The organism is Acidobacteriota bacterium (assembly GCA_016716905.1).
In the GTDB taxonomy this organism is placed as follows: domain Bacteria; phylum Acidobacteriota; class Vicinamibacteria; order Vicinamibacterales; family SCN-69-37; genus SYFT01.
In genome coordinates this window covers 186,365-208,932 of record JADJUS010000003.1, presented here as the reverse complement: position 1 = coordinate 208,932, position 22,568 = coordinate 186,365, and the positions used below count along the sequence as shown (strand labels likewise).

The 22,568-nt window shown below is 65.6% G+C and carries 24 protein-coding genes; 11 read left to right on the top strand and 13 right to left on the bottom strand.

Annotated features, from left to right (window positions below; genetic code table 11):
- Positions 1 to 15: 15 nt before the first annotated feature.
- Positions 16 to 2,922 carry a protein kinase gene (locus IPL75_01255; protein ID MBK9238896.1) on the bottom strand — a complete coding sequence of 969 codons (2,907 nt, stop codon included), beginning with the start codon at positions 2,920 to 2,922 and terminating at the stop codon, positions 16 to 18.
- Positions 2,923 to 3,008: 86 nt separating this feature from the next.
- Here IPL75_01255 and IPL75_01250 point away from each other — a divergent pair, with 86 nt between their 5' ends.
- Positions 3,009 to 3,230, top strand: coding sequence for a CopG family transcriptional regulator (locus IPL75_01250; GenBank protein ID MBK9238895.1), 222 nt, complete (start codon positions 3,009 to 3,011; stop codon positions 3,228 to 3,230).
- 8 nt (positions 3,231 to 3,238) lie between these two features.
- Positions 3,239 to 3,688: a VapC toxin family PIN domain ribonuclease gene (locus tag IPL75_01245; protein MBK9238894.1), complete on the top strand. Its 450-nt coding sequence runs from the start codon at positions 3,239 to 3,241 to the stop codon at positions 3,686 to 3,688.
- Here the strand turns inward: IPL75_01245 and IPL75_01240 are convergent.
- Together IPL75_01240 and IPL75_01235 are read right to left on the bottom strand one after the other, a co-directional pair.
- Entirely contained in the window at positions 3,675 to 4,322 is a 648-nt protein-coding gene (locus IPL75_01240; protein MBK9238893.1) for a copper homeostasis protein CutC, read from the bottom strand. The genes IPL75_01245 and IPL75_01240 overlap by 14 nt on opposite strands.
- Positions 4,323 to 4,849: 527 nt before the next feature.
- Positions 4,850 to 5,098 (bottom strand): hypothetical protein, encoded by a 249-nt coding sequence (locus IPL75_01235; protein ID MBK9238892.1) that lies wholly within the window; start codon positions 5,096 to 5,098, stop codon positions 4,850 to 4,852.
- Between IPL75_01235 and IPL75_01230 the strand changes: the two genes are divergently transcribed.
- Positions 5,088 to 5,408, top strand: coding sequence for a hypothetical protein (locus IPL75_01230; GenBank protein ID MBK9238891.1), 321 nt, complete (start codon positions 5,088 to 5,090; stop codon positions 5,406 to 5,408). The two genes, IPL75_01235 and IPL75_01230, sit on opposite strands and share 11 nt — an antisense overlap.
- Positions 5,409 to 5,421: 13 nt before the next feature.
- On the opposite strand, the gene IPL75_01225 is transcribed toward IPL75_01230, so the two are convergent.
- Both IPL75_01225 and IPL75_01220 read right to left on the bottom strand, forming a co-directional pair.
- Positions 5,422 to 6,897, bottom strand: a complete 1,476-nt coding sequence (locus IPL75_01225; protein MBK9238890.1) for an RNB domain-containing ribonuclease — start codon at positions 6,895 to 6,897, stop codon at positions 5,422 to 5,424.
- A 143-nt stretch (positions 6,898 to 7,040) separates the two neighbouring features.
- Positions 7,041 to 7,979, bottom strand: coding sequence for a creatininase family protein (locus IPL75_01220; GenBank protein ID MBK9238889.1), 939 nt, complete (start codon positions 7,977 to 7,979; stop codon positions 7,041 to 7,043).
- A 262-nt stretch (positions 7,980 to 8,241) separates the two neighbouring features.
- On the opposite strand from IPL75_01220, the gene IPL75_01215 reads away from it, so the two are divergent.
- On the top strand, positions 8,242 to 9,105 hold the full coding sequence (locus IPL75_01215) for a hypothetical protein (GenBank protein ID MBK9238888.1): 864 nt from the start codon (positions 8,242 to 8,244) through the stop codon (positions 9,103 to 9,105).
- A 17-nt stretch (positions 9,106 to 9,122) separates the two neighbouring features.
- Here IPL75_01215 and IPL75_01210 read toward each other — a convergent pair whose 3' ends face one another.
- Genes IPL75_01210 through IPL75_01195 form a run of 4 tightly spaced genes read right to left on the bottom strand, consistent with a single transcriptional unit; the run spans position 9,123 to position 12,758 of the window.
- Entirely contained in the window at positions 9,123 to 10,157 is a 1,035-nt protein-coding gene (locus tag IPL75_01210) for an ABC transporter permease (GenBank protein MBK9238887.1), read from the bottom strand.
- Entirely contained in the window at positions 10,150 to 10,884 is a 735-nt protein-coding gene (locus IPL75_01205) for an ABC transporter ATP-binding protein (GenBank protein MBK9238886.1), read from the bottom strand. Before IPL75_01205 ends, IPL75_01210 begins: the two co-directional genes overlap by 8 nt.
- A gap of 9 nt (positions 10,885 to 10,893) precedes the next feature.
- Positions 10,894 to 11,658 (bottom strand): response regulator transcription factor, encoded by a 765-nt coding sequence (locus tag IPL75_01200; GenBank protein MBK9238885.1) that lies wholly within the window; start codon positions 11,656 to 11,658, stop codon positions 10,894 to 10,896.
- Positions 11,655 to 12,758 carry a histidine kinase gene (locus tag IPL75_01195; GenBank protein MBK9238884.1) on the bottom strand — a complete coding sequence of 368 codons (1,104 nt, stop codon included), beginning with the start codon at positions 12,756 to 12,758 and terminating at the stop codon, positions 11,655 to 11,657. Before IPL75_01195 ends, IPL75_01200 begins: the two co-directional genes overlap by 4 nt.
- Positions 12,759 to 12,993: 235 nt before the next feature.
- On the opposite strand from IPL75_01195, the gene IPL75_01190 reads away from it, so the two are divergent.
- The 3 genes from IPL75_01190 to IPL75_01180 are packed head-to-tail and all read left to right on the top strand — an operon-like array spanning position 12,994 to position 14,423.
- Positions 12,994 to 13,497 carry a hypothetical protein gene (locus IPL75_01190; protein MBK9238883.1) on the top strand — a complete coding sequence of 168 codons (504 nt, stop codon included), beginning with the start codon at positions 12,994 to 12,996 and terminating at the stop codon, positions 13,495 to 13,497.
- Between the two features lie 7 nt (positions 13,498 to 13,504).
- Complete coding sequence (locus IPL75_01185) at positions 13,505 to 13,954, top strand: hypothetical protein (GenBank protein ID MBK9238882.1); 450 nt, start codon at positions 13,505 to 13,507, stop codon at positions 13,952 to 13,954.
- Positions 13,947 to 14,423 (top strand): Rieske 2Fe-2S domain-containing protein, encoded by a 477-nt coding sequence (locus IPL75_01180; protein MBK9238881.1) that lies wholly within the window; start codon positions 13,947 to 13,949, stop codon positions 14,421 to 14,423. Before IPL75_01185 ends, IPL75_01180 begins: the two co-directional genes overlap by 8 nt.
- A 46-nt stretch (positions 14,424 to 14,469) precedes the next feature.
- Here the strand turns inward: IPL75_01180 and IPL75_01175 are convergent, their stop codons facing one another.
- The gene (locus IPL75_01175) at positions 14,470 to 14,913 is read right to left on the bottom strand and encodes a cytochrome c (protein ID MBK9238880.1); all 444 of its coding nucleotides are present in this window, start codon (positions 14,911 to 14,913) and stop codon (positions 14,470 to 14,472) included.
- 284 nt (positions 14,914 to 15,197) lie between these two features.
- Here IPL75_01175 and IPL75_01170 point away from each other — a divergent pair, with 284 nt between their 5' ends.
- Together IPL75_01170 and IPL75_01165 are read left to right on the top strand one after the other, a co-directional pair.
- On the top strand, positions 15,198 to 16,178 hold the full coding sequence (locus tag IPL75_01170; GenBank protein ID MBK9238879.1) for a hypothetical protein: 981 nt from the start codon (positions 15,198 to 15,200) through the stop codon (positions 16,176 to 16,178).
- A 78-nt stretch (positions 16,179 to 16,256) separates the two neighbouring features.
- On the top strand, positions 16,257 to 16,907 hold the full coding sequence (locus IPL75_01165; GenBank protein ID MBK9238878.1) for a hypothetical protein: 651 nt from the start codon (positions 16,257 to 16,259) through the stop codon (positions 16,905 to 16,907).
- Here the strand turns inward: IPL75_01165 and IPL75_01160 are convergent.
- Complete coding sequence (locus IPL75_01160) at positions 16,894 to 18,126, bottom strand: GGDEF domain-containing protein (GenBank protein MBK9238877.1); 1,233 nt, start codon at positions 18,124 to 18,126, stop codon at positions 16,894 to 16,896. The two genes, IPL75_01165 and IPL75_01160, sit on opposite strands and share 14 nt — an antisense overlap.
- A gap of 147 nt (positions 18,127 to 18,273) precedes the next feature.
- Between IPL75_01160 and IPL75_01155 the strand changes: the two genes are divergently transcribed.
- Positions 18,274 to 18,567, top strand: coding sequence for a hypothetical protein (locus IPL75_01155; protein ID MBK9238876.1), 294 nt, complete (start codon positions 18,274 to 18,276; stop codon positions 18,565 to 18,567).
- A 57-nt stretch (positions 18,568 to 18,624) separates the two neighbouring features.
- Positions 18,625 to 20,706: a DEAD/DEAH box helicase gene (locus tag IPL75_01150; GenBank protein ID MBK9238875.1), complete on the top strand. Its 2,082-nt coding sequence runs from the start codon at positions 18,625 to 18,627 to the stop codon at positions 20,704 to 20,706.
- Here the strand turns inward: IPL75_01150 and IPL75_01145 are convergent.
- Complete coding sequence (locus tag IPL75_01145) at positions 20,689 to 21,093, bottom strand: cupin domain-containing protein (GenBank protein ID MBK9238874.1); 405 nt, start codon at positions 21,091 to 21,093, stop codon at positions 20,689 to 20,691. The two genes, IPL75_01150 and IPL75_01145, sit on opposite strands and share 18 nt — an antisense overlap.
- Positions 21,090 to 22,451, bottom strand: a complete 1,362-nt coding sequence (locus tag IPL75_01140; GenBank protein MBK9238873.1) for a hypothetical protein — start codon at positions 22,449 to 22,451, stop codon at positions 21,090 to 21,092. The genes IPL75_01145 and IPL75_01140 overlap by 4 nt, the downstream gene beginning before the upstream one ends.
- Between the last annotated feature and the right edge of the window lie 117 nt (positions 22,452 to 22,568).

Below are 22,568 nucleotides of genomic sequence, written 5' to 3'. Positions count from 1 at the left end.
CATTCCCCCATTGCCTCATTTCTTAATCACCAATGACGGCCAATTGGCAATGACCGTCAGAGGCGTCCCCGAAGCGCCGGTCGCCTGACTGGGCGGCACCACCAGCAGGAAGCGCTCGGCGCGGCCATCCATCGTGAAGCCAAAGGTACCGGTGCGTGTGACCTTCGTGAACAGCTGGCGCGGGGCACTGACGCGCAGCTTGTCACCAGTCGGCGTCACGTCCGCGATCATGACCGCGATAATGGCCGCACCTTGGGGCCCGTGAAAGGCAATCTGCCGCCCGTCATCTGTCCACACCGGGTTGCTGCCTCCTGCTGCGGAGATCTGCTCCCGGTATCCGGTTGGTGGGAACGGCTGGACGAACACGTTGGCCGACGCCCCGGCCTGGTAGGCCAGCCACTTCCCATCCGGCGAGAACCTCGCAACACTGTGGCTCTCAGCTTCGTCGGGAAACACGCGGTACGGCTTGGTATCGCCGGCAAGGGGCAGCGCCCAGATACGCCGTGCACCATTCGGGCCCGCGTGGAACACGACGTCCTTCCCGTCGGGCGTAAACGCGCTGGCGTGCTTGTCATCCGGCGACTCGAAGAGCGGGCGCTCAGGTGTCGCGCCACCGGCGTTCTTGATGTAGAGGTCGAATGCCCCCTTTCGGTTCGAACTGAAGATCACCGATTCGCCATCGTTCGTCCACACAGGGGACGTCTCAATGGCGGCCGACGTGAATGCCGAGGTGATGTTGCGAAGGAGGTCGATCATCACCAGGTCGCGTCCTGCAGTGGAATTTGCGACGGGCACCACGTAGCGTCGGCCATCCGGAGACAAGGCGCCGCTGTAATAGGGGCCGGGCTGGCCGATCGCCCCCACTATTTTCCCTGACCGGTCGAGCCAGGTCAGCGTCGACTGGTCATTCGACTCGCCCGTGCGATAGACGAGCAGCCCCGTGCGCGAGGTCGCAGACGCGGCCCGGCCGTTGACCGCGTTGATCTGGACGCCCTCGACGATGGGCACGGGGTCGCCCGAGAGGCGGCCCGAGGTCTCGTCGAACGGATGCGCGTACACGGTGCCGTCGCGGTGATACAGCATGTACCCGGGCACCAGTTCCGCCATCGAGTGCACGTTGACGAGGTGCGTTCGTTCCAGCGAATCAAGCGAAGCCAGAAACAAAGCGCTCTTCGATCGGTCCTCGTTGCGCGCGAGGAAAATGAACCGCTTGCCGTCGGCCAGGAACACCGGCCACGCGTGCGAGACTTCACCGGCCGCGGCGTTGAGTTCGGTGGCCGGTGTCGCCGGGCCGCCCGCAGCAGACACACGCATCAGTGGCTGAGGTGCCGTACGTGGCGTGAAGAGGATGACACCCTCGCGGCTCCAGGCTGACCGCTCAGAGGCGGCCTCAGCCAGGGACCGCGCAGGCCCACCGGCCAGATCGACCCGCCGGAGTCCGTTGTCGCCGCTGAGGTTGAAGACGATCGACTGCGAGTCTGGCGACCACGCCACTTGAGTGGCGCCGATTGCCGCAGCCACGGGTCGAGCCTCGAGCGCGCCCACAGATCGAATCCACAGCTTCTGGTCCCCGCCCTCGCCGGTGGTGAACGCAATGTGCTGTCCGTCCGGAGACAGGGAAATGAAGCCGGGGAAACTATTGAACGACGTCCCGTCCGGCGGACCGAGCGCGAACTGCATCGGTGGTGGGACAGGCGCCGGTTGCGGCCACAGCCAGGCGGCGACGGCGATTGCTGCGACCACGGCCATACCCGTAGCAGTCATCCAGGTGCGCTCGCGCGTGCGCGATGGGGGCGCAGTTGCAGCCGCAACGCCCGCCGCGCCTGTCGCCGCCGCATCCGGCTCGGCCGCGCGCAACCGCTCTTCGTTGATCCAGCGAAGTTCATCCGACAAGTCCGCGGCCGACTGCCAGCGGTCGTCGGGGTGCTTCGCGAGGCACTTCTGCAGCAGCCGGTCGAGTGCACGGCGCGCGACGATGGGCAGGCGGGTCCTGGTGTCGGCCAACTCGCCCAGTTCCGGGGCGTCGGCGCCGATGATGGCCGCGATGACGGTCGCGGGCGACGCTGGCCCGGAGCTTGTCCCTGTCGAGGGGTCGAATGCGCGCCGGCCCGATAACATCTCGAACAGCAAGGCGCCGAACGAAAAAATGTCGCTGCGCGCGTCCGCCTCGCGGCCTTCGATCTGTTCCGGCGACATGTAGTGCAGCGTGCCGAGGATGGTGCCTTGTCCGGTGATGGCTCCGCCCTGCACGGCACCAAACGGCGACATCCGCGTGGCGCCTTCATCGAATCCCGTGATGGGACTGGTCGCCAGCTTCGCAAGGCCGAAGTCCAGCAACTTGGTGCCCGACTTGGTCAGCATCACGTTGCCGGGCTTGAGGTCGCGATGGACGATGCCGCGACGATGGGCGGCGTCGAGGGCAGCGGCGATCTGGGACGCGTAGCGCAGGGCGAGATCGATGGGCAGCGGCCCGCGCGAGGCCGAGAGCGTGGTGACCGTTGAGGCGATCGTGGCGTCTGCGGCCGCCTCCGGCCCCGAGGCTGGACCGGCGGGTGCCCCGGACTGGACCCTTGTTGCCACAACCGTCGGCTTCGACGACGGCCGGCCGGCGCGCGCGAGGCGGTCGGCCAGGTTCTCGCCTTCGATGAACTGCATGACGAGGTACGCCACTTCCCCCTCGTGGCCGACGTCATAGAGCGTGCAGATGTGCGGGTGATCCAGCGCGGAGATGGCGCGGGCCTCGCGGTCGAACCGATCGCGGAACTCGGCGGTGGCGGCCGCCGTGGTGAGGATGACCTTGACGGCCACGGTGCGGTCCAGCCGCGTATCGCGGGCCTTGTAGACCTCGCCCATGCCGCCTGCGCCCAGCTTGGAAAGGACTTCGTAGGGGCCGAGCCGGGTTCCTGAAGGCAAATCACTCATATCGGGTACGGCGACATTATTGACTGGATTGGCTCGCGGCCTGATCCCTTATTGACATCTGATGCGTGATGCGTGATGCTTCAAAAATGCGAACGACACTGGATTTGGACCTGGACGTGCTGCAGGCCGCCAAGGAAATCGCGTTGGCGCGCGGGCTCTCCGCCGGCCGTGTGATCTCTGAACTGGTCCGGAAGGCGCTGGCGTCACCGAGGACAGCCAAGGTGCGAAACGGCGTGCCACTGCTCTCCCGCAAAGCAGGGTCGCCGCCACTGACCATGGCGGCCGTCAACCGGCTCCGCGACGAATAGGACCGTTCGTGCCCACCACGCGCCCGGCGCTGCTCGACGTGAACGTGCTCGTCGCGCTGTTCTTCGCCGATCACGTCCACCACGACCTGGCGCACGACTGGTTTGCCGACCATCGGCATCAGGGGTGGGCCACGTGTCCACTCACCGAAAACGGGCTCGTCCGTGTGGCCTGCCAGCAGCCATCAGACGATGTGCTGGTGCGACCGGCGGATGTGATCGCTCACGTGGAGCGATTCTGCCGCGATAAATACCATCGTGCGTGGACGGATGCGGTGTCGCTCGCCGACGCGGCGCTGTTCGCGCCGCAGTTCATTCGGGGTCATCAGCAACTGACTGATGTGTATCTGCTCGGCCTCGCGAAAAAGTTGGGTGGCCGGCTCGCGACGTTTGATCGGACCATTCCCGTGAAGGCCGTCCGCGGCGCCACCGCGGATACGCTCCAGATCATCGAGCCCTGAGCGCAGCGGACCGCAAGCCGGTGAACGCCTTGCCGTGCACCTGATGCACGCCGCTGCGATCCAGGATTTCCCGCACGTTGCCGGCCGTGACGCCGCCGCCGGCGAGGATGTCGATGCGGCCCGCCGTCTGCGCCACGAGGCGGCCGAGCTGATCCGCGCCGTCCAGCGCGCGTTCTGCCCCGCCGCTGGTCAACACGACAGCGACGCCCAGTTCAACAAGCGTCTCGAGACCGGCGGCCTGGTCGATCAGTTGATCGAACGCGCGGTGAAACCCCACCACCATGGGCCGAGCGGCCGCAATGAGATCCACCATCAGCGCGCGGTCGATGATGCCGCCGCTCGTCAGAGCGCCAAACACCACGCCGGGTGCGCCTGCGACCTTGGCAGCGGCGATGTCGGCCATCATGACCGCCACGTCGTGGCGGTCGTAGACAAAATCGCCGATGCGGGGCCGAACGAACACATGGATCGGTGTCTTGACGGCGGCCAGCGCCTCGGTGATGAGGCCGATCGATGGCGTCACCGCGCCGTCGTGGAGCAAGCCGCACAGCTCAATGCGGTCGACGCCTTCGGCGTCGGCGGCGAGAACACCGCCGATGGACTCAACGGCGGCTTCGACAAAGAGTGACTTCACGGCACCCATCATCTTACGAGAGCGCGGCGTGCATTTCGTAGCGCGGCGTGGGTTTCAACGCCGCGGCTCTTGGCGGCCTTGAGGCCCAGGCCGCCCTACGAGGATCGCCCCGTGCATTTCGTAGCGCGGCGTGCACCTCAACGCCGCGGCTCCTGGCTGGTATACCATCGAGAGGCCAGCCTACTAGTCCGGTCGTCCGAGGAGTCGAGTATGGACCGCCTTCGTCGCGTCGTTGTCCTGGGTGTCTTCCTTGTCATCGCATTCGTCGCACCTGACTGGCCGCTTGCCGCCCGTGCGCAGGGTGGCCGCGTGTATGTGTCGGTCACGGACTCCAAGGGGGCCCCACAACCTGGCGTCGCCGCCGCGGACCTGGCGATCGAAGTCAACGGCAAGCCTGCCGTAGTGACGAGTGTGGCGCCGGCCGCCGAACCCGTGTCAATCGTGGTGGTCACCGAGGGTATTGACCGCGCGTTGATTTCAGAAACCCGCCGCATGATGAAGGCGGTGGTCACCGGAGCCCGGGCCATTCATCCGGATTCGCGTGTGGGTCTCATGGTGGAAGATGGCGCGGCCGCGCCGGTCATGCATGACGTGACGAAGGGCGCCGTGGCGCTTGACGCGGCGATCGTGCGGTTCTTCGAGAGCAGCCGGAATGCACCACTCCTTGACAGCATCTTCGTCGCGTCGCGGACACTGGCGCTCGAATCCCATGCGCGTCGCGTGATTGTGGCCGTGACCTGGGGAGATGCGGCGCCGGTGGACGTGATGTCGCCCACGAAAGTGGCGAAGGCCGTGCGCGAAAGCGGCGCGTCACTCTGGGCCCTGGACCTTGGCGGCCGCGAAGCGCCCCTGGGCACTGCCGAACAGCGCGTGTTGTCCGATGTCACGGCGACAAGCGGCGGACGACGCGAACGCACCACTGTCGCGTCGATCACGCCGCTGACCGAACGCATCCTCGCCACCCTGCGCGGCCAATACGCCATCACCTTCGAAGACGCGTTTATTGCGGGAACCGCGTCGCCGAAGATCGCGATACGCACCAAAGGACTGAAGGTGCTGGCGCCAGGCTGGCCGGCCGAACGGTAGCGGCGTCACGCGGTCACGCCCGGCGGAAGTCGATAAAGCCCTTCTCCACATCGACCCGCTCAAGGATCACTGTGAGCCGGTCGCCGACGTCGACGCCGGGCAGTTCGCCATGAGCGAGCATGCCTTCCACCGGTGGCCCAAAGACCCGGACGAACGTGCCCTTGGGTGACGCACCGGTCACGATCGCGTCAAACGTCTGGCCGATGCGCGAACGCATCAACAGCGCCGCGGCAGACTTATCCACCTGCCGTTCAACTTTGTTCGCGGCGTCCTCCTGCTGCGTACAGTGCGCGGCGAGCTGATCGAGGGCCTCAACGGAATAGGGCGCCGACGAGCGGGCGAGCGCGGCTTTGACCAGCCGCTGAGTGATGAGATCCGGATAGCGGCGATTGGGAGCCGTTGAGTGCGCGTAGTCCTTGACGGCCAGTCCGAAGTGCCCCGGAGGATCCCCGCCCGGTCGATCGACGACGTACTCGCCGGGACCGAGCAGTTTGATCACACTCAGCGAAAGATCCGCGAAGCGATCGGGCTGCGCGCTTCGGCTCTTGCGCAGGAACGCCGCCAGCGCCGGCGCATCCGGCTCCGCCGGCAGCTTCCCGCCTGCCGCTGCCGCAAGTTCGACAATGCGACTCCAGCGTTTCGGCTGGCGGACAACGCGCCGGATGGACGGCACGCGGTGGGCGTCGAGAAAGCGCGCGGTGACGCCGTTGGCCGCGATCATGAAGTTCTCAATCAGCGCCTTGGCGCGATTCGCCTGCTCCGCCCGCACCTCTCTCAGCGCATCGCCCTCGAACTCCGCGTTCGCCTCGATACGGTCGAACTCGAGCGCCCCTTCTTCGTGGCGGCGTTCACTGAGTGCGCGCGCGGCCTCATCCTGCAGTGTCAGCAACGCCTCCAACCCAGGCACCGCAGCGGCGGCGGGCGGCAGGGGGCCCTGCCCCGCCAGCCAGGCGCCCACGGTCCGGTAGGCCAGTTTCGCGTGGTTCCTGACCACAGCGCGATAAACATCCGGGGACCCAATCGCTCCGTCAGACGCGATCGTCATCTCTACGACGATCGCGTGCCGGTCCTCACCGGGATTGAGTGAGGTCAGGTCCGTGGACAGCCGCGGTGGCAACATGGGAAACACAAGGGCCGGCGTGTACACCGACGTCGTGTTCACGGCAGCGTGGCGATCGATCGGCGAGTCCTGCGGCACCAGGGCGTCCACATCGGCAATCGCGACCCGCACTGTGACCTGGCCACCCGGCGCCTTTTCGGCCACGGTGAGCTGATCGAGATCGCGCGAGTCGTCGTTGTCGATCGAGCACCAGAGCAGGCTGCGCAGGTCACGTGGGGCGGTGGGCCCGGGCGCCGGCGTGTCGGGCGACTGCTCGGCTTGCGCGAGGGCCGCGGCGGAAAAATCGGGGTCGAGCCCCCGCTCGCGCATCGCCCGGATGGCGATGTCGCGCAACCGGCTGCGATCAGAAACGTGTGCCGCATCACTCATCGTCTGCCGACGCTATCACGTCGTCTGCCCCGGCCTGTGTTCAAGGTCATTCACCATGAAAGATCCATGAAGGCGTGTTGGGGGCCGTCAGTAGCGCGGGGTTGAGTGCCGCCTCCATGGATCACCGCGGGCGCGAAGTGGGCTTACTTCGGCGCCAGCGCCTTCGCGATCGCGTCCACAGTCAACTTCGTTCGGAGTTCGACGATCTTCTTCGCCATCTCCAGCGTCTTCTCGAGCGGCAACAGGCTGACGCCGTTGATCGTCGCCCGGCCCGCCTTGGTGCGCTGCTCAAGGCGGATGGTCTTCGGGTCGTACAGCGCCATCAAGGCGTCGATGCCGTATTCCTCGTGCAGGCCGTCGGAACCCTGGCTCGCACCGATCGTGATCTGCTCGGGGATGCCGCTGGCCTGCACCAGTTTCTGCACCGACGAATAGTCGTAGTACTCAGGAATGAAAATGAAGCGTGTCGGCCCATCGGCGTACTTGACGGTAAGTGCTTCAGCCACGGCTTTCATGCCGCCCTGATTGCCACCGCTGTCGCCCATCAGGATCACGGTGGTGAACCCCATTCCCTTGAGACTCGTGGCCATATCAGTCAGCACGGCACGATACGTCTCTTGCGACAGGAACACGCTGCCGGGCGCAACCCTCGCCGAGTCAGGCCGCCCTGGCTCGAGGGTCACGATGGGCGCGACGAGGGCGTTGCCCAACTTGCGCGCAATGGCTTCGCCCATGACCTTGAGGACGAAGTTATGTTTGCCGGTGGCCAGGTGCGGACCGTTTGATTCCACACCGCCGGTCAGGATCAGTGCCGTGGACTTGCCCCCCTTGATGGCATCACGCACTTCCATCCACGTGAGTTCTTCCATCCAGACGCTGTCGAGCGCCTCGATGGGCCGCGGCGCGTTCTGCTCAGCCTCGCGGCGCGCAGCGGCGGCGGCCTGCTGTTCGGGCGTCTGCGGCGGCCGCTGACCACGGCCTCCGGCGGCGGCCGGTGGTGTGGTGGGCGGCGGAGTCTGGGCAGCGGCAACACCGGCCACGAGACAGAGTCCGGCCGCGATCAAAGAGGTGATGTGTTTCATGGGTCGAAAGTTAGCCGATCGGCGGGCGCAGTCGCAAGAGAGATCACGACGGCGCTCACGACGGATCACAGGAGACACAGAGACACAGAGACAACGCTGGGCACGGAGCATTCTTGACTCCAGGACCCCAGGACTTCAGGACCTCGGACGCTGGACCCTAGACCCCAGGACCCCGAACTCTGGACTCTGGACTCTGGACCCTGGACCCTGGACCCTGGACCCTGGACCCCCGGCCCGGGACTTGAGTGGTAGCATCCGCATCATGAAACGACATCTGCCTAGTCTCGTTCTTGGTGCAATCGCGGTGGTTGTCGCATCCGCGGCGTTGTCCGCGTCAGCAGCGCCAGCCGCCTCCGCAACGGGAGTCATTACGAAGGGTGGCAAGACGCTGAAGCTGGTGGATGCGTTCGCGTTCCCTGGCGTCGGCCAGTTCGGCGACCCGGTGATTCGGATTCGCTTGTCAGGCCGAGCCCTGGATCAGAAGGCGCTGGCGACCGTCATCGACATCGGATTCGAACTGAACGACCAGCGCGCCGGCGCGGGGTACGTCGATCTCTTTGTAGACAGCAAGACCGGCGCCTACCAGGGCACCACATACGAACTCGGCGGAAACGTGAGCTGCGCGTTCTGCATGAACCCTGAGGTCTTCGAAGGCAGCAAACTCCGAATCGAGGCCGGGCACGTGCGCGGCACGGTCAAAGTGGCGGCCGGCAGCTACGACGCCGGCAAGGGCATGGGGATCAACATCACGCTCGACGTGCCTATCGCCGTGCCTGCCCCTCTCGCGCCTCTAGCCAATGCAGCCGCCAGCGCCGAGGCCAAGGCCTTGCAGGCCTGCCGCACGTCCGTCGCCGAAAGAGACGAGACGGCTATCACCAGATGTTTCTCGCCTGCCAATCCCGCGATGCGTTCCACCAAGGCCGACACAAGTCTGTTCTGGACGATGCTACGGGCGTATGACCCGGTGTGGGACATGACCGCGCTAACGGTCACCGCGGGACGCACGCGTGGCGAGTGGGTGGAGCTCTCGATCAATGGCGTGGCGGACGGATCAAAGACCAAGGGCGTCGTCTATCTGCGCCGTATGGCCGATGGGATCAAGTACTCGCACAGCGTCATGGAGTAGTTGCGCTCCGACGGACGTCATCGCCAGCGGAACAGCCTCAAGGCGAGCGCGAAGCAGATCACGAGCCACGCTGCCAGCACACCGAGTTGCGGCGCCACCTCCGCCAGACTCGCGCCCTGCAGCATATGAGCGCGCAGCGCATCGTTGAGCGCGGTCAGCGGCAGCGCGGCGATAAACGGCTGCACGGCGTCAGGGAACCGCTGTGCCGAGAAGAAGACGCCTGACAGGATCCACATCGGGACCGACATCAGGTTGACCAGACCTGACGCCGCCTCGATCGTCCGTGCGCGGCTGGCGAGCAGCAGCGCCTGGGCACTGAACGACAGCGACGCCACGACAGAAATCACGACAAGCGCGGAGAGGCTGCCCCGGACCGGCACCCCAAACGCCCACGCGCCAAACGCGACGGGCACGCCCACTTCCACCACCAGCACGAGCAGGCGCCACACCAAATACGACAGCAGGTAATGCGCACGGGACATGGGCGTGGCCATCAACCGTTTCGTCAGCTTCCGGCGGCGCGAATCGACGATGGAGAATGACAGGCCCCACAACGTGTTGGTCATGACCCCGAGGCCGACCAGGCCGGGCACGAGAAAGTCCACGTAACGCGAACCCACCTCCTGGACCAGCATGTCAGTGGTGGCCACAGGATCTGCGCGGCCGGCCCCGCGCTGGATCGCACGATCGGCCAGCATGCGCGCCGTCCGGCTCTCGGGATTCGTGTCGTCGTATCTGTAGGTCACCAGACCGTCCGCCGACTGTTCCGCCAGCAGCACGACTCCACCGATCGCCAACTGGCGGGCCGCGGCCACCGGCTCGAGCTGCACCACGTCCAGCCCCGGCTCCAACCGCAGCGACGATGCGAGGGTGGCAGAGGTGGTGGCCACTTTCAGGACGTCGGGCGGGCGGCTCTGGAAGGCGATACCCAGACCAACCGTAATGAGTACGGGAAACAGCAGTGACCAGAAGACGGCTTCCGGTTCGCGCGTGAACTCGCGCACACGTACAAGCGTGAGTTGGACGAGCGGATGATCTGCGAGTCTAGTCATCGCGCAGATGCCTTCCGGTCAGCGTGACAAAGACGTCCTCGAGCGTGGCGGTCAGTCCGTCGCCTGTGGCATCGATGAGTCCGCGCGGTGTGCCCCGCGCAATCACCTGGCCCCGGTCCATGATGGCCAAATCGTCACACAGGCGCTCGGCTTCATCCATGTAGTGCGTGGTGAGCAGGATGGTCTTGCCGGCTTTGCGAAAGGTATCGATGAGGTCCCATAACTGGCGGCGCGCCTGCGGATCCAGGCCGGTGGTCGGCTCGTCCAGGAACAGAAGCTCCGGGTCGCCGACAAGCGCACACGCCAGGGCCAGGCGCTGCTTCTGCCCACCCGACAACTCGATCACCCGCGCCGCGCGTTTCTCCTCGAGTTGCACCAATGCGATGACGTCATCGGGAGCCGGCCCGTGGTGGTAGAAGCTGCGAAACAGCCGGACCGTCTCAAAGACCGTCAGTTTGTCGGCGAGTTGCGTATCCTGCAGCTGAATCCCGAGCCTCTGGCGCAGCGCCGCTGCATCACGCGCCCACGTCCGGCCCAGCACCTCGACCACACCTGAATCGGGCGTGGTGAGTCCCTCACAAATCTCGATGGTCGTGGTCTTGCCTGCGCCATTGGGCCCCAGCAGCCCAAAGCACTGCCCGGCCGGTACCTCGAGATTCAGGCCGTTGACGGCGATGACATCGCCGTAGGCCTTCCGGAGGTTGGCGAGCCGCAGGGCTGGGGGCATCCCTTCATTTTATCCACGCGTCCTCAAGCGCGCCTCGACGTCTGCACGAAACGCCGACGACACCCTGACCTCCCGGCCGCTTGTCAGCCGGACTCGGACCGTCCCGTCAGTGACAAGGATGACCGGCTGTACGTGATCGAAATTCACGAGCATCGACCTGTGCACCTGCACGAACATGGCGCCCAGCGTTTCACGCATCTCCGTGAGCGTGGCGCGATACCGGTAGTCGGCGGTGCCGGTGGACAGGATCACGTCGTTGCGACTCGCGCGCACGAATTCCACCTCACCGGGGTCCACAAATGCCGTGCCCTCGCGCCGCTTCAAGGCCAGGCGGTCTGCGGGCGCTATCGGCGCGGTTGGCGCAACCAGCGCGGCCAGGCGCGCGGCGGCCTCGGTGACCCGCCGCTGATGCGTGTGCGCCCGGGCGGTGGCCAGCGCCTGGTCCACACGTGCGCGGGTAAACGGCTTCACCAGGTAGTCGAGCGCACGGACTTCAAAGGCGTGCACCGCATGGTCCTCGTACGCGGTGACAAAGATGACCGGCGGCATGTGCTCGGGGGCGACGGCGCGAATCACGTCGAAGCCATTACATTCGGGCATCTGGATGTCCAGGAGCACCACATCGGCCCGGCACGCGGCGAGTGCCTCGATCGCGGCGCGACCGTCGTTGCACACCGCCACCACCTCCACGTCGGCATGCGCCGACAGCAAGCTGAGCAGGTACTCCCGGGCCGGAGCCTGGTCTTCCACCACCACCACACGCAGCGTGGTCATGCCGTCGCCTCCACCCGGGTGGGCACTCGGAACGGCAGGGTCACGCTGACGGTGACGCCGCCACTGGAGGGTTCCGCAATCTCAAACGACTGGCGGGTCCCATACAACTGCTCGAGCCGGCCACGGGTATTCGCAAGACCGACGCCGGCACTGTGGGGCTCTCTCGGCGTCAGGCCAATCCCGTCGTCGCGCACCTGCAAACACAAATCCTCGCCGATACGGCGCGCCGACACGTGGACGCTGCCGCCCCGGGCCCGCGGCTGCAATCCATGGCGCACGCTGTTTTCCACAAGGGGCTGCAGCAACAACACGGGAACACTCGCCTCGAGCGCAACCGCATCGATGGCAAACGTCACGTTCAACCGTTCGCGCATCTGCACTGATTCGATCGCCAGGTAATCCTCGAGCGCCGCCAGATCCTGTGCCAGAGTGACCTCGTTGGCCGCACTGTCGCGCAGAGTCGTGCGCAGCAGGCGACCCAGGCGTTCAATCATGGATTCTGCCGCGTCGGGATCGCGCCGGAGCAGCGAAGACACCGCATGCAGCGTGTTGAACAGGAAGTGCGGCTGAAGTTGCCGCTGCAACGCGAGGAGACGGGCCTGCGCCAGGCTCGTTTCCAACTGCGCTTCAGACACCGCGCGCCGCCGCACTTCGGCCTGCAGCGCCATTGCGTAAGCCAGCGCCGCCAGTGCGGCATACATCGTGAACTCCCACTCCACCGCGAGCCGAGGCGTGGAGGTGATGCTGACGGCAAAACGCCTCCACGTCATCGGGTACCCGAGCGTGGCCCAGACGAGCACTTGGTTCGCCGTCGACAAGACCGCCAGATGGGTCATGGCCAGGAACGCGCCGACCAGCGCGTGTGCGACCAGGGCCGCCGGCCACGGCCAGTTGCGGGCGCGTATGCGCCACGCCAGAAACACTGCGATGGGAATCAGCAACGCCCACGAACCCCAATACGCCATGTTCATGATGAGCACCGTCGATCGGCGGCCGGCATCCACCTCGGCGGGCGTCAACGTGAAGTTGGCGATCACGCCGGAGGCGATGCCAATCGCAAGCACGACGGCCGACAACGTGCGCCACTGAAACTCACGCATGTCAAACACTCTGCCATGAAACGTCGTCGCATTCGGCCTTCCACTGTTTTGGTTGTGGCATTCAAGAAGGCGAAGGCGCGTCGTCTCAATTCGGAGAGGCGAACACACGACACACGCGTTCGTCCCACTCGCGCGTGTTTCGTCCCGCCACGGGCGCCGCCTCGGAGGACACACCGATGGCGCGTGCCTTGCACTGCATCAGGTCATGGCATATCCAACTTCGAGAACACACACTTTGGGCGCTCTGTTACTGCTGGCCATCGTGTGGCCGGACGCGAACGTGGCAGCGCAGACAGCTGCACCGCCGCCGGCGTTTGTCTACAGCGACGGATACCGGACGCGCGCGAAGATCCACAAAATCGGCAGCCTCGCCATGGTGCCGCTGCTGACGACGCAGGGGCTCATCGGCCGCTCGATCTTCAACGAACCCACACCGGGCAAACGGGAATGGCACGGGCGGGTGGCGTGGGGCATCGGCGGACTCTTCGCCGCCAACACCGTGACTGGCGCGTGGAATCTGATCGAAGGCCGCAAGAATCCGAACGGCCGCAAGCGACGGCTGGCGCACGGCCTGCTGATGATGGCGGCCGACGCGGGCTTCCTGGCCACGGCTCTCCAGCGCCCCGACGTCACCAGACCCGATTACGGCGGCCAACGATCGCGGCATCGCACACTGGCCTTCACGTCGATCGGCCTGGCCACGGCCGGATACGCCGTGATGCTGTTTGGCAACCGGTAGGCGCCCTGTGCTTGAAGGATGGAACGACATCTATGCGCAGTCAGCGGCCGTGCGCACGGCCGTCCTCTGCGCCCACGTAGGCGGACTGCTGGTGGGCGGAGGCTGTGCGGTGGCCGCGGACCGGCTGACGCTGCTGGCATCGCCGGGGGATGAGCGGCAGTTGCGCGCCATTCGCGGCGTTCACCATGTCGTGGTGGCAGGACTCACCTCAATGACCATCAGCGGCGTGCTGCTGTTTGCCGCCAACATCGACACCTACCTCTTGTCACCTGTCTTCTGGATCAAGATGCTCCTGGTTGCGTGGCTCGTGTCCAACGGTTCGCGACTGGCGAAGGCCGAGCGCGCGGCCCGCACGGGTCGACCGTCGCGCTGGGCGCCCGTGCGCACCGCGTCGATGCAGTCGCTGGCACTTTGGGTGGCGGTCACGTTCCTTGGAGCGCTGCTGCGCAATGTCTGACCACTCACGCCGTGCGTTCCTCGGGTCGGCGGGTGGATGTCTTGGCGCCACGATGGCGGCGTGTGTGCTGCGGCCGATCGAACTCCGGGCGCTCCGCTTCACGATCGTTGACAGCACACACGCCGGCCAGGAGCGCGCGTTTCCCATTCCCTCCGGCGACAGTGTCACCATCGATCGGCAATCCTCAGCCATCGTGGTGCGCCTGCACGGACGTGTGTTTGCGTGCGCACTGGCATGCCCGCACGAGCAGGCCGCTGTGAAATGGGTGACCAAAGCCGCGCGATTTCAGTGCACGAAACACGACTCCATCTACACGCCCGAAGGGGCCTACCACTCGGGCCGCGCCACACGGAATCTCGACCGCTTCCCGATTCGCCGCGACGGCACCCAGGTCATCGTACGGCTCGACCAGGTATTTCGGTCCGACCTGCACCCGGCCGAATGGACCAGTGCAACTGTCCTCGTTTAGGACCCCGGACTCTGGACCCTGGACCCTGGACCCTGGACCCTGGACCCTAGCCCTGCGGATGACTGAGCGTCCAGACATACGCCGCCACCGACCGTAGTTGCGCGTCGGTCAGGAGCATGTTGCCGCGGGGGAACATCGGGAAGTTCACGAAGCTGCTGGGACTGAGCAGTTTGTCTGCAGGCACCCCGGTCGTGATGATGTCAATCGTCTCCTCGAAACTGCCGGAATTGTGCAGGTAGATGGAGTCATTGAGTGGCGGACCAAACGCGCCGCCCGTACCGTTCTGGCCGTGGCATTGCGCGCAACTGCCCTGGCGGAACAAGGTCTTGCCTTCAGCCACCATGGCAACGGTCGCGCCGGGTGGCGGCACGGGTGTTGGCTCGGTTGGCGCTGTCGGCGACTTGCTGCCGCACGCTCCGACAACGAGCGATGCGCCCAGCACGGCCCATCGCACAACTACGGGTGTTCTCCTCAACATTCGGTCTGACATCGATGCGTCCTCGTCACTGCGCCAGCACGCGGCATTGCGGCCGGCTCCTCAGGGGAGTGCAAGGGGTGTGCCCGGCACCGCAGACGGTGGCGTCGCACCCGAGCGGGACGAGCCCTGTGTGCGAGGGACGAGGATGGGGCCCGAGTGATCAATCCATCAGGCGGGACGAGCCGACATTCGAACTCTTGGATACGCCGCCCACTCTGGCTGGACTCACCAATTGGGTCCGGTGATAATGGAGCTGCCAGCCATTTGCCACCGTCGGAACGGATAAGGTGCTCACCATGATGCGCGTCCTCTTGGTTCGACTTGGCGTCACGCTGCTCGCGACCGTCGCCGTGCAAGGCGGCGCCGATACGCCTCCCTATTCGCAGGTCGCTCGTGTGCCTGCCATCGTGGACGGACAGGGCTTCTCCAGCTTCGCCTTCGACCCGGTCGATCGGCGCATGTATGCCGGATCGCGCGAGGGTGTGTTCTGGGTCGACCTGCGGGAAAGCGACCCGCGCATCAAGGGACCACTGCTGCGCAAGCGCATTGACACCATCGAGGTGGCACCTGACTCTGGCCGGCTGTTCTACACCACCCTGGACGAACTCGGCTATGTGAACCTGCGCACCAACGAGCCGGCGCGCACACTGGCCGGCCGTCAATGGCGCACCGCGCGGCTGGCCTACGAGCCCACGCGAAAGCAGATGTATGTCGCCACCCGCGAATCGGGCATCGTCGTCTACGACACCGACAACGGCGAGCGCGGACCGGTGATTGAGTTGCCCGGCTGGTATGCCACCATGCTCGAGGCTGTCCCTGGCAAGGTGTTTTTCTCGGTCGCCGACAAGTCGGGCCTCTACGTGATCGATGCGGCCACACACACGCTGGCGCCCTGGCCGGTGAAAGGTCCGCTCGTGACACCGGCGTATCTTGATGCCGACCCGTCGGGACAGTATCTGTTTGCCACATACGACAAGCACCTCGTGGCGATCGACATCCCAACGGCGACGGTCGTCGCGCGACTCACCACCGCCACAGGCGCCCGCATTGCCTTTGACCCGGAGCGGCGCCTGCTTGTGGTGTCGCAAATCGATCAGCCCGGCCAGCCGCGCATTCGCCTGCGTGCCTATTCGGTGAGCGCGGCGGGGTTCACAGAGGTGGCCGAGCTACGCAATCCGGCAGACGGCCTTGGCGGCCTCGAGTCGTTCAGCGGCGGCTTCCTTCAGCAGGGCTTCCGGTCGCTGCTGTTCTGGACCGCGTCGCCAGTGGTGCGCTGAACGCCCTGGGTGGCGACTGAGAGAAGTGGTGTGCCTTTCCGTACAGCCGGCAGGCGCCCCGGGGCATAGGGTGGACCTATGCGCACACTTCCAACCGCTCTCGCATGTGTGATCCTGGCGGGCGTCATCGGAGCCGTTGAGACTCCGCGCGTCACCGCCGTGGCGCCGTCGCCCCTGTTCACGAGCCCGAAGCCTCAGACACTGAAAGTGACGGGGACGGGGTTTGCCCCGGGCCTGATCGTCGAGGTCATGTCACAGGGGAATACGGAAACCTACTCTGGCGCGGCAGTGCAGGGACAACGGAACACCACGTTTGAGATTGCCGTGGTGCTGGCGCAACCTGGCGCGGCGATGCTCCTGGTCAGAAACACCGACGGTGGTGTGTCCGATCCGTTCCCCCTCAAGGTCAACGTCGGTCCTGCCGGCCAGCCCGAACCTCCAGTGCCGCAGTCGCGGCCGACGATCGATCGGGTCTCTCCCGACCGCCTGACCAAGGGTACTGTCGCCCAGGCGGTAACACTCAGTGGCAGCCAGTTCGCGCCGGGGCTGACTGTGGCCGTGACCGACCCGACAGGCACGGTCACCGTTGTCAAAGGCACAGCGCTTGACGCGTCGACGCCGACGCTGGTGAAGCTGAGTTTTGTCTTCGACGTCTCAGGCGAGTACACGCTGGCCATCATCAATCCGCCCGGTCAATCGTCGAATACCGTGACCGTCAGCGTGTCGTAGCGTCGGGGTCGACATCAAGCAGGCGCGCCCGGTCGCGCCCGGCGTCCTTGGCTGAGTACAGCGCCTGATCGGCCGCCTGCAGCAGGACGCCGCAATCGCGTTTCGCCGATGGCACCATACTCGCAATGCCGACGCTGACCGTCAGCACGGGTGTGACGGCAGACCCGGCGTGTGCGAGATTGAGGGCGCGCACCTGTTGCCTGATTTCCTCACCGACCCTCAGCGCTTCGCTGGGGCCCGTATCGAACAGAACGACCGCGAACTCTTCCCCGCCAAACCGCGCCACCATATCCAGTGCCCGCTGCCCGAAGCGCGCGTGCACCGAGGCCACGGCCTTCAGCGCCTCGTCGCCGGCCTGATGGCCATAGTGGTCGTTGTACGCCTTGAAACAATCGATGTCGGCCAACAACACGGCCACTGGCTTGCGTTCACGCTGGCCATGCTGCCAGATTTGCTGCAAGTGCTGATCGAGCCGGCGCCGGTTGCTGATCCCGGTCAGTCCGTCGCGAAGCGCAATTTCCGACAGCAGCTGTCCTTCGAGCCAGGCCATGCGGCGCGCGTGTTCGAGGTTGTACGCGCCGGCCGCGCAAATCACGCTCGCCAACAACAGCATGGCCAGGAATTGGGCCATGACCATCGTGGGCATCCCAAACCACCTCGCCGCGCCCACGTAGAACACGATGGAGATCAAATTGGCAGCCAGGGCCAGCCGAAACCGGAGGCCCAGGATGAAATAGACAGCGATTGTCGCAATGATGAGGCGCACGAACACTCGATCCTCGGGGAGCGCCCACGCCAACAGGCCTATCCAGGCGATCCCCATCAGACCCGCCGTCATCAGCGGAGTCATGACGCGCGGATACCAGAACGATGCCCGGCGCCCGAACGTGAGCACAAAACCGACGGCGAGAATCGGCACCATCACGCCCAAACGCGCGACACCGGGCACCGCCTCGCTGAACTCGGGAATGACGACGCGGTCCACCTGGACGATGGCAAAGACCAGGGCCATCAACATCACGAGGTTGATTCGGAGGAACGCCAGGCTGTCGTGAAATTGTTCGTCGCGGTACGCGGCCTCCAGCGACGGATCGAAACGCATCGAGCGAAAACCCCGCTCCAGGTGGCGCTGGAGCGACTCGGCATAATCGCCCGCCGCGCTCACCGCAGCTGTCGTCTGGTGACGGAAGTACTGCCAGTGATCGTTCAAGAGTGCCAACGCCTGTGTGAGGGAGTCTACTACTTCAGGTATCACGACAGATCACAGCGAGGCAGGGAGACTCTGAGACCTGTGGGCACGACGGATCACACGGAGGCTGGGAGGCTCGGAGCAAGTGGGGCCGCGCCTGTGACATACTCTCCGCCCATGCCCCTGCGCCGGGCTCATCTCGGGTCACTGCTCGTCGTTGTGTTGGCGCTCGCGGGCGCCACGGTGGCACCGTCGCGGGCGTGTTCGCGCGCCGAGATGTCGATCGCCTGGGCCGCCGGCGACGCGCGCGTCGCGCCGGCGCAGGTCACCCCTGCCCCGCGGCACGTCGTCACCGAACCGACTCAGCCGTTGCGCACGGCCGTCTCCAGGCCCAGGGCCGTAGACGCGCCTCTCCGGCATTCACTGTTTCAGCGCCCTCCCCCTCTCTCCTCACGCACACGCATCCGTTAACGCCGCAGTCGTGGTGACTTCGGCGCCACCCGTGTTTCGCATTGTGAGGAGGTTTCCATGCGCCTATGGCGTTCCTGGTTTTCGCGCGGGCCGTTGCCCGCTCCGCTGGTTCCGCAGATTAATGCCCTTCGCGCCGCTCTCCAGGGCAAGTCCGATGACGAGTTGTCGGCAGCGGCCATGCGAGCCGCCACGCTGCCTGAGGTGATCGCTGTCACTGCAGTGACGGCAGCCCGCGTGCTGCAACTCGAGATGCACGACGAGCAACTGCAGGCCGCCGTCGAACTGACCGCAGGCCACGTCGTGGAGATGCAGACAGGTGAAGGCAAAACCCTGGCCGCAGTGCCGGCCATCGTCTGGCTGGCGCGCACGCATCAGGGCGTGCACGTGCTGACCGCGAACGAATATCTCGCCCGCCGCGATGCCAGCTGGATGCGCCGGATCTACGAACGGATGGGGCTGTCGGTCGCGTCCATTAGCCAGGGAATGTCTGCAGCCGAAAGGCGCGCGGCCTACCGCGCAGACGTCACGTACGCCACAGCCAACGAAGTGGGCTTCGACTATCTGCGCGACGGACTGGCGTACCACGCCGATGAACAGGTGCATCGGACGTTGTCGAACGTGGCCGTCGTCATTGACGAAGCCGATTCGATCCTGATCGACGAGGCGCGCATTCCGCTCGTGATCGCCGGCGGCTCGTCCGATGTCTCGGACCTGCCGATCGCGTCAGACCTGGCCGTCCGTGGCCTGCGCGCGGGCCGCGACTACACCGTCGAACACGCCGGCGCCAACGTCGTGCTGACGTCCACTGGCGTCGAACACGTCGAACGAACGATGGGCATCAGCAACCTGTTCGACGCGGGTCATCTTGTGGCCCACACGGCCGTGCAGGATGCCCTACATGCACACGTGCTGCTCCGCAGAGACGTGGACTACGTGGTGAACGACGACGCCGTGTTGTCGGTGGACGAAATCAAGGGCCGTATCGTCTCGGACCGACGCTGGCCGGCAGGCCTGCAAACAGCCCTGGAGTGTAAAGAAGGCGTTGGCCTGCGGGCGCAGGGTCGGGTGCTTGGGTCGGTGACGGTCGAACACCTCGTGGCGCTGTACGCACGCGTGTGCGGGATGACGGGCACCGCCGTCACACAGGCGCAGGAGCTTCACGACGTCTACGGCCTCAGCGTCATTCCGATTCCGACGCATCGTCCGATGATTCGCATCGATCACGCGGACCGTCTGTTCTCTACACGAGCCGAGAAGGACGCGGCGGTGATCGACGAGATTCGCGCGATGCATGGCGCGGGCCGGCCTGTCCTTGTGGGCACGGCAAGCGTGGAGGAATCAGAGCAACTGAGCCGGCGGCTGACCGACATCCCGCACCACGTCCTGAACGCGCGCTATGAGGCGCAGGAAGCCGCCATCATCGCCCGCGCGGGTGCACGCGGCACCGTCACCATTTCCACCAACATGGCAGGCCGCGGCGTGGACATCGTTCTGGGCGAAGGTGTGGCGACACTCGGCGGCCTGCACATCATCGGCACCAGCCGGTACCACAGCCGCCGGATCGACCACCAGTTGCGCGGACGCGCGGGCCGGCAAGGGGATCCAGGCAGCTCCCAGTTCTTCGTGTCGCGGCAGGACGCGCTGTTCATCAACCATGCCGACGGCGATGCCGCCGCAGGCGTCGACCAACTGCAGCGGATGGCCGAGGGCCGCAACCTCGATGCCCGTCTCTTCCTGCAGAAGTACGAGCGGGTCATTGAGGCGCAACGGCTGGCCATGCGTGAGCGCCGCGAAGCGGTACTGACAGATGGCGCGGCCACGACCCGCGACGTCACACTGGAAACCCTCGACGAACTCTGGTCCGACTATCTTGCTGCGACGGCTGAGATGCGTTCAGGCACGACGTGGCTGTCGTACGCCGGCACAAATCCACACGCGTCGTACATCAGGGCCATTCACGACATGTTCGAACGAATGACGGCGTCCATCGACGAAGAAGTCGAGGCGCGCGTGGCGGCATCCGGCTCTGGCGATGGCAAGGCGCGTCAGCGCGGGGCCACATGGACCTACCTGACCAGCGACGAGCCCTTTGGTCCACTGACGCAGCGAATCATGCGCAAGCTACTTCGCCGGCGTTGAGACGGGCTTCCCCTTTTCCACGACGTAGGTCGCCAGCACTTTGGCGACCGCTGTGCCGGTATTGCGCCCTTCGTGCACCAGGCCCGCGGGAATAAAAAACGGCTCGCCGGCCTTCACCGTGATTGCCGGCTTGCCGTCGATCACAACCTCCACCTGCCCTTCGAGGACGTAGGCGATTTCCTCGCCGGGATGGGTGTGCCGGCCGGATCCCACACCAGCTTGAAACTCGGCGCGCGCCTGCACCACGTGCTGGCCCCTGATGGACAGATCCTGGTCCAGCAGCATCGTGCGCGTGAACCCCGCCTGTTGCGCGGCTGCGCCGCCGCCAGTGCCGACGGCGACGATGATGGCGAGGGCGAGGAAAATGCACTTGTGACGTGTGTTCATGGGCGCATCATATCCGCATCGTCGAGGTATTCCTGGTACCACTCGTCGTGCGGCGTGTCGGTCGCCGGAAAGTTTTCCGGGGGCGACGCCGGCGGGTCCAGGGAGTCGGGTACCGCGAACCCCCAGGCGCGTGTCACCAGGCCCTCGCTCTTCGCTTGCGCGATGTCGGCGCGATTGGACGCACCGGCGGCGAAGAACCGCGCGTCGCGAAAGTCCTTCGGGTCCTCGCCCTTCTGGCGTTCAACAAACACCACCTGCTGGAACCGCGCCGGCTCCCAGGGCCCACCATCCACCCTGCAGCCGACAGCCCCCAACGCGTCGATCGAGGCATGCACAACCCGCGACGCGCAGAACGTCGTGTCGGCAGGAGACTGCGGCACTGTCGTTTTTGCCTTGTGTCTCCATGTCACCTGTCTTTTCTGCCGATCGAGCGTACCGGCAAGGATCTGCCGACCGGTACCGTCAGTCGCCGTATAGGTCAGCTCGAGCTTGTCGCCATCGATCTTCAGGCTCGGCGCCATGCCCTCGATCACGGACTGGATGATACGCATCTTTGACCACGTAATCCGGCCGTCGGCCTGCAACGTGCCGACCTTGCAACCCAACCTCACACCGTGGGCGTGCGGACCCGCGCGCGGACCGAAGCGATACACCGCCACCACCCACCCGTCGTTGTTGATCACCAGCGCCGGCTCGGCGAGATCCACATCACTGACTGCCAGGGTCCCTTTGCGGCGCCACACGACGACGCCAGCGGCGCCATCCACACTGCCGGTCCAGCAGTTGAGTTCACCCGAGGGGGATCGATAGGCCAGCACGAGGCCACCGGCAGTGTTCCCGCTCACCACTGGCGACGTGCCGAAGGCCCAGCGATACGCCATTCGCGTGGCACCGTTCCCTGACAACACACCCAGGACACGATCGCGCATGTCCTCGACGTCCGGCCAGCCGCCGAGCCCGTCAAACTCCTCGCGAGTGAACAGGCTGGCGCCGAACACTTCCTCGAGGCGGCCGTTGAAGTCGGCGAGATCCCCAAGCGCGTTGTTCGTCAGGTCGTCTTTCGAATCAAGGACGATCGTGAGCGGATCGTGTCCAGGATGCGCGGCCGACCACGCGGCCACGACCCGAAGCCAGGACGTCAGGAGGGTATCGGGTGGATTGGGAGGCACGTGCTCAACTTCAGCGCCCCCTTTGAGGTGCCCGATCCGGTAGTCCTTCAGTTCCTTGAATCCGTTGTCATGGAAGTCGAGTTCCACGCACCGGACGCCGGCGTCGAGTTGCGCCTCGAGTGAGCCGCGCTCATGTCCCGAATAGCTGTTGTGCGACGCGCGGAAGCGCGTCACGTCATAGGTGGCCATGATCGGCCACTAGGCTACAACAATCCGCCGTTCTGAATGAGACACCCGTGACGCTGGCTTTGCGATAAGGTTCGCTGGGCGACTGTCCCATCCCGGGCACGCCCATGGAACAGGTGG